Source organism: Paenibacillus sp. J22P90 (assembly GCF_059692195.1).
The window spans coordinates 16,384-30,228 of the sequence record NZ_JCAUAY010000008.1 but is presented as its reverse complement, the minus strand read 5'-3'; the positions used below and the strand labels follow the sequence as shown (position 1 = coordinate 30,228).

Annotated in this window: 9 protein-coding genes; 4 read left to right on the top strand and 5 right to left on the bottom strand. The window is 48.3% G+C overall.

Annotated features, from left to right (window positions below):
• Positions 1-6: 6 nt before the first annotated feature.
• The 4 genes from AC58UX_RS23790 to AC58UX_RS23775 form a co-directional block, all read right to left on the bottom strand.
• Positions 7-132, bottom strand: a complete 126-nt coding sequence (locus AC58UX_RS23790) for a DUF6254 family protein (protein WP_497257329.1) — start codon at positions 130-132, stop codon at positions 7-9.
• 139 nt (positions 133-271) lie between these two features.
• On the bottom strand, positions 272-4,822 hold the full coding sequence (locus AC58UX_RS23785; protein WP_497257327.1) for a glutamate synthase-related protein: 4,551 nt from the start codon (positions 4,820-4,822) through the stop codon (positions 272-274).
• 521 nt (positions 4,823-5,343) lie between these two features.
• Positions 5,344-6,690: a glutamate-1-semialdehyde 2,1-aminomutase gene (locus tag AC58UX_RS23780; protein ID WP_497257326.1), complete on the bottom strand. Its 1,347-nt coding sequence runs from the start codon at positions 6,688-6,690 to the stop codon at positions 5,344-5,346.
• A gap of 949 nt (positions 6,691-7,639) precedes the next feature.
• Positions 7,640-8,689 carry an LCP family protein gene (locus tag AC58UX_RS23775; RefSeq protein ID WP_497257324.1) on the bottom strand — a complete coding sequence of 350 codons (1,050 nt, stop codon included), beginning with the start codon at positions 8,687-8,689 and terminating at the stop codon, positions 7,640-7,642.
• A gap of 200 nt (positions 8,690-8,889) precedes the next feature.
• Here AC58UX_RS23775 and AC58UX_RS23770 point away from each other — a divergent pair, with 200 nt between their 5' ends.
• The 3 genes from AC58UX_RS23770 to AC58UX_RS23760 are packed head-to-tail and all read left to right on the top strand — an operon-like array spanning position 8,890 to position 11,518.
• Positions 8,890-9,942, top strand: coding sequence for an ABC transporter ATP-binding protein (locus tag AC58UX_RS23770; RefSeq protein WP_497257322.1), 1,053 nt, complete (start codon positions 8,890-8,892; stop codon positions 9,940-9,942).
• Complete coding sequence (locus AC58UX_RS23765; RefSeq protein WP_497257320.1) at positions 9,935-10,729, top strand: ABC transporter permease; 795 nt, start codon at positions 9,935-9,937, stop codon at positions 10,727-10,729. Before AC58UX_RS23770 ends, AC58UX_RS23765 begins: the two co-directional genes overlap by 8 nt.
• 3 nt (positions 10,730-10,732) lie before the next feature.
• Positions 10,733-11,518 carry an ABC transporter permease gene (locus tag AC58UX_RS23760; protein WP_497257318.1) on the top strand — a complete coding sequence of 262 codons (786 nt, stop codon included), beginning with the start codon at positions 10,733-10,735 and terminating at the stop codon, positions 11,516-11,518.
• A gap of 51 nt (positions 11,519-11,569) precedes the next feature.
• Here AC58UX_RS23760 and AC58UX_RS23755 read toward each other — a convergent pair whose 3' ends face one another.
• On the bottom strand, positions 11,570-12,457 hold the full coding sequence (locus AC58UX_RS23755; RefSeq protein WP_497257316.1) for a YheC/YheD family protein: 888 nt from the start codon (positions 12,455-12,457) through the stop codon (positions 11,570-11,572).
• Between the two features lie 196 nt (positions 12,458-12,653).
• Here AC58UX_RS23755 and AC58UX_RS23750 point away from each other — a divergent pair, with 196 nt between their 5' ends.
• On the top strand, positions 12,654-13,844 hold the full coding sequence (locus AC58UX_RS23750) for a phenylacetate--CoA ligase family protein (RefSeq protein WP_497257314.1): 1,191 nt from the start codon (positions 12,654-12,656) through the stop codon (positions 13,842-13,844).
• Position 13,845: the final 1 nt, after the last annotated feature.

Below are 13,845 nucleotides of genomic sequence, written 5' to 3'. Positions count from 1 at the left end.
AGTAGCTTACTTCTGGTTTTCCGCGTCATATTCGCTGGCGAATTCCGCCAGTGCTTTCACCTTACCATGTGGATGTTGAGCTTGTTTACGACCCTTCCATGCTGCTTCTTCGCGGCGCTTTGAGTGGCTCATCGCTTAAAACCTCCTATGGCATGCGGATAGTGTTGCACTTATAAAATGCGAAAGATGCACCGTTTTTATGCAACGGATATGCAGTTCCCGAAAAAAACACCACAAGACCAATGAAGGTCCTGTGGTGTTTGTGTAAGTGCTATTCTGTAGCAACGGATTGGTCAGCTTGCATGTTGACCGGGGAAATCCGGATGAAGTTCTCTTCAAGGTTGCCCAGCAAACCTTCGATTTTCGCTGCGGCTTCGGTTTGACCGGAGTTCGCAAGCTCAGCGTGGTAAGCTGTGAGCAACTCAGTAAGATCTTTTTTGCTTTGAACGCCGATCGGCTCAAGTTTAACTTTCGCGCCTTTCGCGATACGACGCTCGATCGCTGCTTGATCAAGACCCATTTCTGGCACTAGACGTTGGTAGATAACCCCACCTGTCATACCTGCGCAGATCCATGGACCTGGATCGCCCATAACAACGGCACGGCCGTTTGTCATGTACTCGAATGCGAAGCCTTTAAGGTTCGCACGAGCTGCTAGACCGCCAAGCTCATCTTGCAAAGGAGTCGTGATTTCGCCACCGAAGACAACGTCTGCACCGGAGAAACGGATACATGCACGTGTATCTGCACTGCCTTGGATCAAGAACAAACCTTTTTGCGCGCCGTAACCGAACGATTTACCAACGCTACCGTTGATGAACGTGTTGTTTTGGCCAAGTGACTTCACGATGGCAACTTTACCACCGAACGCCATTTTACCAAGACCGTCTTCAGCTCCGCCATGTACCGTAATGTTCACGCCGCGTGCGTTGAATGCGGCAAGTCCGTTACCAGGAACGGAACCGTCAACAAGGTTCAAAGCAACAGTTGGAAGCTCATCGTAGCTGCCGTTGAAACGGTCTCTTACACGATGGCTGGAATAACGAGTTCCAAGAATACGGGACTCTGCATCCACTTTGGACCAGTTACGAACGACAGGTGCATCGAATGAGACGGAATCCGGGAAGAATTCTAAACCTTCTGCACCAGCCGCGATACGGATATCGGACGATACAGCCGCTTCTTCAGCCGCTCTAGTTGCTTCAGAGATGAACTGAAGTGGAGCAGGGCGAAGAATGTCGGACAGGTCAATACGCTCATTGTGGCTGATTTGCTCCAAAAGATCGGAACGGCCCACAAGTTCTTGCAAGCTGCTGTAACCAAGGGAAGCAACAACTTCACGAACTTCTTCGCCAATACCGCCGAACAAGCGAACCAGGCTATCTACTGCCGTGTCAAAGACACGCGGTACGAAACGGCGAAGACCTTTTTCTTCGGCTTCTTCCATGGAATCGATTTGTGTTGCGATACCAACGTGACAAGTGTCTAGGTGACAACCGCGACATGTTGTACAACCAATGGATTGCATAGCGATACTACCAAAGCCTGCACGGTTTGCACCGAGCATAACCATTTTAACAACGTCAGAGCCTGATTTCAGACCGCCATCGGACCATAGCTCAACGCGGTGACGAAGACCAGCTTCGATCAATGCAACGTGAGCGAGTTTCGTTCCGATTTCCGTTGGAAGACCAACGTGTGTCAAGGAGTGAATACGAGCCGCACCTGTACCACCATCGAAACCGGAAAGTGTAATCACGTCAGCGCCAGCTTTCGCAACACCAACTGCAATTGTACCGATACCAGGAACAACTGGGATTTTAACGATGATTTTAGCTTTACGTCCGCTACCTTCTTTAAGCTCGGAAATGATTTGCGCCAAATCCTCGATGGAATAGATATCGTGGTTGTTGGATGGCGAGATCAGATCTGAACCGATCGTAGCGTTACGAGCTTCAGCGATTTTAGCTGTAACTTTGGAACCTGGTAAGTGACCGCCTTCACCTGGCTTTGCCCCTTGACCGATTTTGATCTCTAGGAAAGCTACTGCGTTAGCAAGCTCAATGTTAACACCGAAACGTCCGGAAGCGACTTGCGCTCCGCGCGTTCTTTTGTAACGGCCAAGCATATCTTTAATCTCTCCGCCCTCGCCGTTCATGGTTACCATGTTCAGGCGTTCGCCGGCTTCAGCGTAGGCACGGAAAGCTGTTTCGTTTTGTGAACCGAAAGACATCGAAGAAATCAACATCGGCAAGGAGTGACCGCCAATGGAAATATCAACTTTTGACGGATCTAGCGGCTGACGGCCATCGCTCAAAGCTTTGGTAACGTTGAAGCCAGCAATGTGACGAATGGAAATCGGGTTCTTCTTCTCTTCTTCACGCAGTTTGTCGCGGTAGTCGCTGTAAGGAGCAGCTCCTGATGCAGCATCGCCTAGCGCTTTCCACATACGTTGGAAGAAACGGAAGTTTTTCGCTGCTTTCGCTTTTGGATTTGTGAAATCAACGTAACGTGCTTCAGCTTCAGCTTCAAGCTGTGCAAAGCCAGTTCCTGCTTTTTCACTACCCAGGTAGTTCACGATATCCAATACCTCGGACACTTCCGGGTGGAAGCCGATGGAGGAGAAGAAACGTGTATAACCGCGAAGCTCATGTGTACCAATTGTTGAAATGACTTTTTCAAGCCCTTTTGTAAGTGCTGCGTATACTTTACGTGCTGCTGCTGCCTGGCCTTCTTTGTCAGAAGCCGTGGAGAACAACAAGTAAGGTGAAATTACATCTGCACCTAGACCACAAGCTACAGCGATGTCATGCAGACTGCGGATTGCAGCTGAACGAAGAATCAGCGTAACGTGGCGGCGCAGGTTGTCGCCGAAACCAAGCTTTTCCGCACGAAGTGCGATATCGATTTTGGAAACAGCAAGGTGCGGGTCTAGCCACAAACGATCGTTTTGGTGAGCTTCTGAATCGTCTAACACTAGAAGTACTGCACCACCACGTACCGCGGAGATCGCATCTTCAGCAAGCTTAGCCAAACCATCTTTCAGAGAAGTTCCTCTTGCGAATGTTGTGGAAAGGACAGCTACTTTGTTGTCGCCTTGTGCACGGAATTGTGCCAGCAATTGCTCCAAAGATGGTTGTGACAAGTGCTCTTCGCTGCCTACACCGTTCGTTCCTTCAAGAACAAGCGGAGTTAGAAGCTCAAGACGCAGGTTGTTATCCACCTGTGCAAATACCGGAAGACGAGCACCAGCGATCACGCGCGTGGAGAAATGCTCCATTTCACGGTCACGGTCAATAGCTGGGTTTGTTACAACGGCAACACTTTCTTTAATGAAATCAGGCACGTTTTGACGTTCCCATGCAAGTGCTGCATGCGGTGAATCATGACCCAAGGAACGAATCGGCTCAGCACCAGTTTCAGACATGGATTCAATGTGTGAAATGCCGTCACGATCCCAACCAAATGCGCTATACAATTGATCAGTTGTATCACTGTTTTCATTAAGTTCAGCTTCTGTATTCGATTGGGCAGGGTTCAAATAAGAGCGAAGACCGCCAATATTTACACGCTTGCTTACACGCTCATACACCAAAGATTGAACTTCATGATAAGGAATAACTTGAATGTGCTCGCCTGGTGTCAGAACAACACCGACTTTTTCGCCTGGCGCGATTGGTTTCGGATCAGCAACCATTTCGCCAACTGTAATAACACCTTGCTCCGAGGAGAAGTATAGGGATGTATCACTTTCAACCATCCATACTGGACGAAGTCCTAGTGCATCTACGCTGAAAATACACTCGTTACCGTAACGGGAAACGATACCCGCTGGACCTTGTGCAAAGTGACCCCATACTTGACGATAGTACACATATAGATCTTGAAGTTCCGGACGGAACTGTTTCATTTCATTAATAATAGGAGGGAATACCATTTCCATTGCTTCGAAAAGAGACAAACCAAAACGGTGAATGAACGTTTCAATCGTTCTGTTCATGTCTTGGGAGTCAGAGCCGCCGCTAACGAGCGGAACGCCAACCATGTCAGCTTCAAGACGAAGTTTCTTTACCGTGTTAATTTCACCATTGTGTCCAAGAAGGGAGAATGGTTGAACGCGGAAGAAGCTGGACAATGTGTTCGTGGAATAACGGTTATGACCGATCGTTACTTGGGACGCAAACAAAGGATCACGCAAGTCGTTAAAATATTTAGGGAGAATGCTTGCTGCACCTAGTACTTTATAAGCGGATGTTACGTTGCTAAGTGTCGCAACATGTACATTGTAACGATCTTCAATCGCAACATGCAGCTCATACAGGTGATCGGCAACTTGACCTTCGGTTTTGTTGCTGATTGCAGCAATTTGCCAGAACGTAGGCTCGTCGAGCAAACCATTTGCACCTAGTGAACCACTGTCAACTAAGTTTTCTTGCTCAAGAATAATGGATACATCATGGGAGGCAAAAAGCTCACGAATGCCGTTTTGAATCTCGGCAGCAGACAGGTCCAGCTTGCGTGGAACAAAGATATGTCCAACAGAAAAACGGTTGTCATAGGCAAGCTTGCTGTCAAGACCCGCGTCTGTTAGTTTCTTTTCCCATAGAGCACGAGGAATGTCTGTTAGAATACCGCAACCATCGCCCTCACCATTGATAAATCCTGAACGATGTTCCATTTTAACAAGGGCATCAATCGTTTTTTGGATGTTATCACGGGAAGGATGACCATTCTTTTCAATAATACAAATAATACCGCAGCTGTCGTGTTCGGTTCCTAGTAGATCTTGAAAACGGCCTTCATTACGCATAATTTCATTCATTGCTCTGGTCAGTCGCCTGACCGTCACCCCCCATACATAATTAAACTCCTCTTGCTTACGTTTCTTGCATTCTGGCACTGATGATCGAGACTGCCAGCTCTTGCACTTTAAGGATAAAAGCAAATTTTGCTCAAATCCGAAATATGCATGAATGTGTATAAAAATGCAATATAACTGAATATCATGCCAATTTACAGGAGATTGAACTCTTAAAATACGGCATAAATCGACTCGTAGTAAAGTAAGGCACCACACACAAAAATAGGTGTAGTATTTGTAAATCATGCCCTAACTTTCTAGGAAAATACTGTGTATTCAAGCCGTTTCGCTAAAAGGGTAAAAGTAATCTTAGAATAGCATGAAAAACCTCATCCGACAATACTTGCAGACGTAAATCACAAATGTAAGCGTTACCTTTTTTGTATATTGGTGAATAAAACCATAATTCTAACAACTTATGTAAGGGTAGAAAGACGAACGAACTATAATCCTAATAGGATCATAGTTCGTTTTTGGGACAATCAGCGTGTTTTCATTACCTTAAAAGCCTGATCTGCAGCTTCGAGCGTTTGGGCAATATCGTCTTCCGTATGGGCGATTGTCATGAACCAAGCCTCGTATTTGGAAGGGGCAAGATTGATCCCTTGCTCCAGCATAAGTCGGAAGAAATCTGCGAAGCGTTCACCATCGGTATCTTGGGCTTCATCATAATTGGTAACCGGATGATTACAAAAATGAGTAGAGAAAGCGCCGCCGATGCGATTCAGCGTCAAGGCGATGCCATGGCGGGCAGCTGATTCAGCGATGCCTTGTGAAAGTGATGTGCCAAGCTGTTCGAGCTTGGCGTACACACCCGGCTGCTGGAGCACCTCCAAGCAGGCGATACCGGCCGAGATGGAGGCGGGGTTCCCCGCCATCGTGCCGGCCTGATACGCAGGTCCGAGCGGCGCGACCTGCTCCATCACTTCCTTGCGGCCCCCGTAGGCGCCGATCGGCAGCCCGCCGCCGATTACTTTGCCGAGGGCCGTCAGGTCCGGTTCCACGGCGGCGAAGCGCGCCGCCGCTTCTGTGGAGCCTCCCTCTAGAATAGGGAGACCTTCGTAGTTCTGCGCCGCTCCGTAATGGAAGCGGAACGCCGTGATCACCTCGTCGTAGATGACGAGGGCACCGTGTTTGCGAGCAACTGCGCAGAGCTGCTCGAGGTAACCGGCATGGGGCATGACCATGCCGAAGTTGCCGACGATGGGCTCCACCATCACCGCGGCAATGTCTTCGCCCCAACGCGCAAGTGCGGCTTCGAGTGCCGGAATGTCGTTGAACGGCACGGTGATGACCTCTTGCGCGATGCTGGCCGGCACGCCAGCGCTGTCCGGCGTGCCCAGCGTGGACGGCCCGGAGCCGGCCGCCACAAGCACGAGATCCGAGTGGCCGTGGTAGCACCCGGCAAACTTAATGATCTTGGTGCGCTTCGTGTACGCGCGCGCCACGCGGATCGTCGTCATCACGGCCTCAGTGCCGGAGTTGACGAAGCGCACTTTGTCGAGCGAGGGAATCGCCGACTTCAGCATTTTGGCGAACTCGATCTCGAGTTCGGTCGGGGTCCCGTACAGCGTGCCGTTCTGTGCGGCGCGAATAATCGCTTCAGTCACGTGCGGATGCGCGTGACCGGTAATGATCGGGCCATAGGCGGCGAGGTAGTCAATGAAGCGATTCCCGTCTACGTCCCAGAAGTGTGCGCCTTGCGCACGCTTCATGAAGACGGGCGCGCCGCCGCCAACGGCTTTGAACGAGCGGGAAGGGGAGTTGACCCCGCCGACGATGTGTTGCAGGGCTTCTTGATATAGTAGCTCAGATTGTTTACGTTCCATGAAGGTATCATTCCTTTATATGTATTTTTAAGTTTTCGCATAATCTTAAGGGAACAAGTGTAATGACGGTTTATGAATGACAGATTTCCATTTTTGTCAGAGTCAGAGAGGATTGTATGGATGATGCATTATTCCGCATTTCCGCAGATGGGCAGTGACAGTTTTCAAATGACAAAATTCCACTTTTGTCACACGTGATATTTAAAGCAGAATACATGTACCCTTCCAACGAGCCAGCACCATCCCAGCGCCCCCGCAACGAGTCAGCACCAGAGCAACATACTCCGCGTCCCTACCATGGAGCAATGACAGTTTTCAAATGACAGAATTCCACTTTTGTCACACCTGCTATTTGAAGCACGATACACTGAACCCCACCAACGAGCCAGCACCATCCCAGCGCCCCAGCAACGAGTCAGCATCAGAGCAACATACTCCTCGTCCCTACCATGCAGCAATGACAGTTTTCAAATGACAGAATTCCACTTTTGTCACACCTGATATTTGAAGTGGAATACATGTACCCCACCAACGAGATAGCGCCATCCCAGCATCCCCGCCAACGAGCCAGCACTCTACCCCTGCGTCCCCACCAATGAGCAATTCAATTTACAAATGACAAAATCTCATTTTTGTCACAGTGGATTATTTAGAGATGATATATCCTGCTCCCCGGGCTAGTTCGAATTGGTTAGTCTCATATAAAGGGAACTAGAATCCTCTATTTGTACTGATTACTGCGATTATGTAGCAGTTGGGGAACGAGAGGACGCTATTTCGCAGCAAATGTGCATTTTTCAGGGCAGAACATTGAAATAGCGCACCGACGTTCCGTAACTTCAGGGAATGGTCTGATTTTGATGCAAATAGCGCACCGACGTTCCTCAACATCACCTATCATGCCATACAAAAAATAAGAGTGGATACCCACTCTTATTATCCTCATTTCTTACTTCGTGACTGTTTTTCCTGTCACCTTCGGTGTAGGCGAAGGTGATGGCTTCGTTGGGCCTGTATCGGCATCCGCCTTGCCGGCGAACAGGTCTTTGATATATTGCTGAAGCTTCAATTTATCTGCTGTGATTACGGATGCGCCGCGAATTGTTTTCTCGACGAGCAGTTCAGATGGCGGTAGCTGCGATGAGACGATGCCGTCCGCTTTGGCTTCATAGCCGAGACTTCCTAGCTTGAGCATGTCCGTTACGCTAAGATTCGTATCGATATACGGATCGATTGCATTGAGGATACGCGGCAGCTTGATTAGCGATGAAGTTGATTGCATTTTAGCCGCGACAGCCGTTAGGAACTTCCGTTGGCGCTCGGTTCGGGAGAAGTCGGACAAGGCATCGTGTCGGAAGCGAACGTATTGGAGGGCGGTTTTGCCGTCCAAGTGCTGTAGTCCCTTTTTCAAATTAATGTCATACACATGATCATCTTCGGAGTCGGAATATTTCATATCCTTCTCAACATCAATATCGATTCCGCCAACAGCGTCAATGAGTGCGATGAAGCCTTTGAAGTCGGTGTATACGTAATATTGAACTGGAATGCCAAGCAGATCGCTGACGGTTTTCATGGCCAAATTCGGACCGCCGGTTGTAATCGCCGTGTTAATGCGATCTTCGCCTTCGCCGGGAATTTTCACGTAGGTATCTCGCAAAATCGAGAACAGGTGAGCCTTCTTCGTGACGGGATCAATGGAGGCGAGCATTATACTATCTGACCTTGGTAGCTCATTCTTCACCATGCCGCGAGAATCGCCGCCCAAGAGTAAAATATTAACCCGCTGCTTGCTTTCCCATTTCGGTGGTGTGTATTTATCGCCATTTTCCTTCACGGTGTTCGGAATTAAGGTTGTGCTTCCACTTCCTTTTCCATCATTATTGTCGGATTTATGAGAGATGTTATTAGCGAAACTATAGAAGGCGTAGGAATAATAGCCAGCGACCACCAGAAGCAGCATTACTATTAGGAGCATGGTCCGTTTGAATATTTTCATACTAGGTAAGCTCCTCTCCAAGGTATAATTGTTAATCTGTACTTTTTTTTCTTACAGAATTGAGTTATCATGAGCATGTTATACGGTTGGGCAACGTCATTATGATCCATATTATAGATGCTACGAAACTTCGATAGCAAGTTATGACGAATGTTGCCGCAAACTGTAACCGAGACGACAAAAGTCAGGGGGGAAGACGCATGTTAGCCATAGATGTTCAAATGCTGCGCAAAGAGTTTCAGGTGCAGCAAAGCCGCGGTGGCCTCAAAGGAGCCGTGCAAGATTTATTTAAAAGAGAATATAAGCAAATTACCGCTGTAAAGGACATTAGCTTTCAAATTCCTAAAGGCGAAATTTGTGGATATATTGGTGAAAATGGCGCCGGGAAGTCAACGACGATCAAAATGCTGACAGGCATTCTGGTACCGACCTCCGGTCACATCAAAGTGAATGGTTATGTGCCTTTCAAAGAGCGTGAGAAGTTCGTAGCTGGGATCGGTGTTGTTTTTGGTCAGCGCAGTCAACTCTGGTGGGACATTGGGGTCGTAGAGTCTTTCCAGTTGTTGAGAAAGGTGTACCGTGTCTCCGAAGCCGATTACAAAAAACGCCTCGATGAACTCGTCGACCGATTACAGCTGTCGGATCTACTATCACGACCTGTCCGTAAACTGAGCTTGGGCCAGCGGATGCGTTGTGAATTGGCGGCTTCGCTGCTTCACAATCCTGAGATTTTATTTCTCGATGAGCCGACCATTGGTCTCGATATTGTCGTTAAAACAGAAATTCGCGAATTTCTGAAGTCGCTCAATCAGCGATATGAAACGACGATCTTGCTGACAACGCATGATTTGCAGGACATCGAAGCGCTATGCTCCCGTGTTATTATGCTGGATGACGGCAGAATTATTTATGATGGCGGTCTGGAAGAGTTGAAAGCCAGATGGGGCAAGGGCAAAGAGGTTGTGCTGCAATTCGAGCACCCAACAACGTTAGCACGCCTTCAAGAGCTGACCATCGGATTGGATGTAGCATGGCAATTAGAGAACGATTTATCCGCCACAGTATTCATCCCTTACGAAAGGGCGAACGTGTCGGAGGTGTTAAGCCGCGTCGTTGGTGTGCTGCAAATCCAAGACATTAAGATTAACGAAACGAACACCGACGATATCGTCCGGGAAATTTATAAATCAGGCTCGGCCGAAGTTAAACGTTTGGAGATTGATCAGCCAGAGGGAGTCACCACCCATGCATAAGGCTTATATAGAAGTTATACGCATGCGGTTCCTCATGATGCTCGCTTATCGGGTGAATTATTATAGCGGGATCCTGATCTATGCGCTCAACATTGGTTCCTATTATTTTGTGTACAAAGCGATTTATGGCGACCTAGCTGTCATCGGAGGGCTTACATTGGGGCAAATGACAACCTATGTGGCGATTTCCTGGATGGGCCGCGCTTTTTACTTCAATAACTTAGATCGTGAAATTGCTAATGAGATTCGAGATGGCAGCGTAGCGATTCAATTCATACGGCCTTACAACTACATTATTGTTAAAATGATGCAGGGCTTAGGTGAAGGCGTTTTTCGCTTGCTGCTCTTCACGACACCTGGCATGATCTTGATCTGGCTGCTGCTTCCGATTCAATTCCCATCAGATCCAAGTTTGTGGGTGATTTACTTAGTGATGCTGTTCTTCAGCTTTTTGATTAATACGCAGTTGAATATCATTACGGGCTTGTTCGCTTTTTTCCTTGAAAATAATGAAGGCCTTATGCGTATGAAGCGCGTGGCGGTTGACCTTTTTTCAGGGCTTATTATTCCGATTTCCTTTTTCCCGGGATGGTCCAAGTCCATTCTTGAGTGGCTGCCATTCCAGGCGATCACTTACTTACCCAGCGCCGTATTTACGGGGAAAATTACGGGCCATGCGATACTCCAAAATTTTGGCGTACAAGTGCTATGGTTCCTGCTCTTAATTATTCCGATTTATGTGCTGTGGGTTAAATCCAAAACACGTCTTTTCGTACAGGGAGGGTAGCCCATGTTCTATATCACCCTCGTTTTTGACTATTTCAAAAACTACATGAAAACACGACTCACCTACCGATCCGATTTTTGGATTGAAGTGCTGTCTGATTTGTTATTCAATGGACTGAATCTATTCTTCATTCTTGTCGTCTTTTTGCAAACACAATCGATGGGCGGCTGGAATCAAGAACAAATTTTGTTCATCTATGGTTATTTTATGATCCCCTATGGCATATTTATTTCCTTTTTTAATCTGTGGGGCTTTAGCGAGCGTTACATTGTCAAAGGGGAAATGGATCGTATCCTGACAAGGCCTGCTTACAATCTGTGGCAGTTGATGATGGAAAATCTTGACCCAGCTTCTATGTTCAGCGCATTGGCAGGGTTGGTCGTTATGATCTACTCCTGGATCCAACTGGACCTGCCGTTCCATTGGCATGATCCGCTGATCTTCATCGTCATGGTGGTGGGGTCGATTCTCATTTATGCAGGTGTATACATCGCGCTGACCTCATTGGCCTTCTTCTCAGATGCGCCGACGGGTATCCTGCCGTTGATTTGGAACATACAGAATTACGGACGTTATCCGGCTACGATTTACAATAAATTGCTGCGCAGTATTTTGACCTGGATCTTACCGTTTGCGTTCGTTGGCTTCTATCCGGCCGCGTACTTTATTGATCCGGAGAATTGGAAATGGTTCGCCCTGCTAACCCCGGTGGTTGGCATCGCGTTTAGCGTACTTGGCATCACGGTCTGGAATATCGGCGTGAAGCGGTATCGCGGCGCAGGTTCATAACGTTTGAAAAAAACTGGCCCTCAAGGTTGCATCATCCTTGGGGGCCAGTTTTTAATTTTCAAACGAGGTTTCAGACGGGGCTTCAATCGTAGGTTCCACGGTCGGTACTGGTTGCAGCTGCGGCTGCTCCATAGCCGTAGTCGAAATCCGCCGCTTCGGCGCTTTCTTCGCCTTCGCGCAGGTCAGATCATACTTCCGGCCATTAGCACGGCCGAATTGAATGATTTTGCGGATGATCGATTTGTCCTCCAGCTTGGTGAAAGGACATGGATCTGGTCGCGTATTCACCTCAAGGATCCATGGTTTAAGCCTGTGATCGACGGCAATGTCAATGCCGAGCTCGTTCATGGCAGGGTAAGTACGGGCTAATTGAACGGCGGTCAAATAGGAAATTTGCTCCATTTTAAACATAAGATCAGACGTTGCATCGACACCGAACTTAGGTTCCAAGAGGTCATAGGGACTGTAGATGGTGCCGCCCTGACTGCCATTGGTAACGGCTTTCTGTGGATGAGCAACCCGTGCTGCCGTTCCGGTGCATACCCATTTTCCTGAGGGACTTCGCTGAATCATAACGCGAAAATCGAAGGGATTCCCCTCTTGCTGGAGGACATGGATTCCCTTCTGAATGAGATAACGCTTGGTGCCGCAACGCTGCACAAGGGATTGATACAGCTTCTCAAACGTTGCAAAACGATAGATGTGCACGCCGCTTTGATAGCGGTAGGCTCCGCTCCGTTTCTCAACACGCATGACGCCGATCCCAAGGGAACCGATGTCGGGTTTTACATAGAGCATGCCGTGTTCATTCAGCATGGCAAACAGCCTAGCGCGATTAAAAGGATGCGTAGTTGGCACATGCTGACGCAGCTTCGCATTCCGAAGCGTAATGCGTGTTTTTATCCATTTGCTTGAAACGGCCTTCAGTGAACTTGTCATGGCTACGATCCTCTCTAGTGAACATGTCGTTTCATTATTCATTAGGATATGAGCGTTTGCGGAGACGGGGAACAGAGATTCAGTATTCTATATCAGGAAAATAGAACGATGGGCAGGAAGGGCGCATAGGATATGTAGTCAGGTGTTTTTGGGGTCACGATTAGTTCGTACTGCTGAGAGGAGGAACCGCACGTCCATGCACATGAAAGAAGTTATACAAGTGATGAAGCAGCAATTTCCCTGGATACTGCAGGGGCTTCAGCAAGATTACGCGGGATTACCTCTTGTAACAGCGCAAATGTTGGAAGCCTTCTACTATACGGATACTAACCCGTTTTTGCAGCAAACGGATATGAATCGTTATCAGACATCAGGCACGAGCTCCAAGCGGCGTAAGACGATTTTTTATTCAAAATCGGATGAAGAAGCTTATTTGCGTATCAAACTGGACGTTTTCCGCACCATTCTGGCGGGCACCAGTTATCGAACTGCGATGGCAGACATGGGTACGGGGCATGCGGAGGCGACGGCGGTCGAGGTGTTTCGCGAGCTCGGCATGGAGGTCGAGTCGGTATCTTTTCGGCTACCGATCGAGCAGCATATTGAACGGCTTCAAAGCTTTAGACCCGAAGTGCTGTATACGATGCCGTCCATTTTGGATCGTATTTTGCAGGCGTCGGAGGACCCGATTAGCTATGGCATCCAGCATGTCATTTTGGTTGGCGAAATCGCTTCGCCTGGCTGGAGGCAGCGGACAGCTGAAAGACTAGGAATAGCGGAGACACAAATTACCGACACGTACGGTTCCATCGAGATCGGGACGATAGCTTTCTTTTCCCGCGATCATGGCAGGTATTTGTTTACAGAGGGCATCGTTGCAGAAGGTGTTCAAGCGGAGGAGTTAGGGGCTGATATGGAGCCATTGCCGGATGAGCTGGAGCAAGTGCTGGTCCTCACGTCGACAGTCAGGGATTCGTTCCCGGCTTTGCGTTATGTCACTTATGACGTTGTGCGTGATTTGCGAGTCATCGATGTAAATGGTGTGCCTACGCAAAGTTTTCTGAGCATTGTAAAACGTATAGGGCCAGACCTAAAGCATGGCGAAAAAATCAGCATCTACGACATTGAGGATGTCGTCTATCGTCACCTTCGCGAAGCCAGCGTGCGTGTGCAGGTTAGCGGCAATGCGTTAACGGTGTTTGTGTACAGCGCACTAGCCACGCCAGCTGTTCTGGACAGCATTCGTACGGATGTGGAAAACCATATTCCAGCTATAGGCATGATGATTCAGGCGAAGCTTTTGGATGGCATTCAAGTTATCGGGGGCACCTTTGAGGATTCGCATAATCGCACCTCCGTGAAAAATAAAAAGATTTTTTACACGTAAA

Excerpts from the sequence above, each read along its gene's own strand:
- AC58UX_RS23790 (WP_497257329.1), bottom strand. The coding sequence starts at position 132 with ATGAGCCACTCAAAGCGCCGCGAAGAAGCAGCATGGAAGGGTCGTAAA.
- AC58UX_RS23785 (WP_497257327.1), bottom strand. The coding sequence starts at position 4,822 with ATGAATGAAATTATGCGTAATGAAGGCCGTTTTCAAGATCTACTAGGA.
- AC58UX_RS23780 (WP_497257326.1), bottom strand. The coding sequence starts at position 6,690 with ATGGAACGTAAACAATCTGAGCTACTATATCAAGAAGCCCTGCAACAC.
- AC58UX_RS23775 (WP_497257324.1), bottom strand. The coding sequence starts at position 8,689 with ATGAAAATATTCAAACGGACCATGCTCCTAATAGTAATGCTGCTTCTG.
- AC58UX_RS23770 (WP_497257322.1), top strand. The coding sequence starts at position 8,890 with ATGTTAGCCATAGATGTTCAAATGCTGCGCAAAGAGTTTCAGGTGCAG.
- AC58UX_RS23765 (WP_497257320.1), top strand. The coding sequence starts at position 9,935 with ATGCATAAGGCTTATATAGAAGTTATACGCATGCGGTTCCTCATGATG.
- AC58UX_RS23760 (WP_497257318.1), top strand. The coding sequence starts at position 10,733 with ATGTTCTATATCACCCTCGTTTTTGACTATTTCAAAAACTACATGAAA.
- AC58UX_RS23755 (WP_497257316.1), bottom strand. The coding sequence starts at position 12,457 with ATGACAAGTTCACTGAAGGCCGTTTCAAGCAAATGGATAAAAACACGC.
- AC58UX_RS23750 (WP_497257314.1), top strand. The coding sequence starts at position 12,654 with ATGCACATGAAAGAAGTTATACAAGTGATGAAGCAGCAATTTCCCTGG.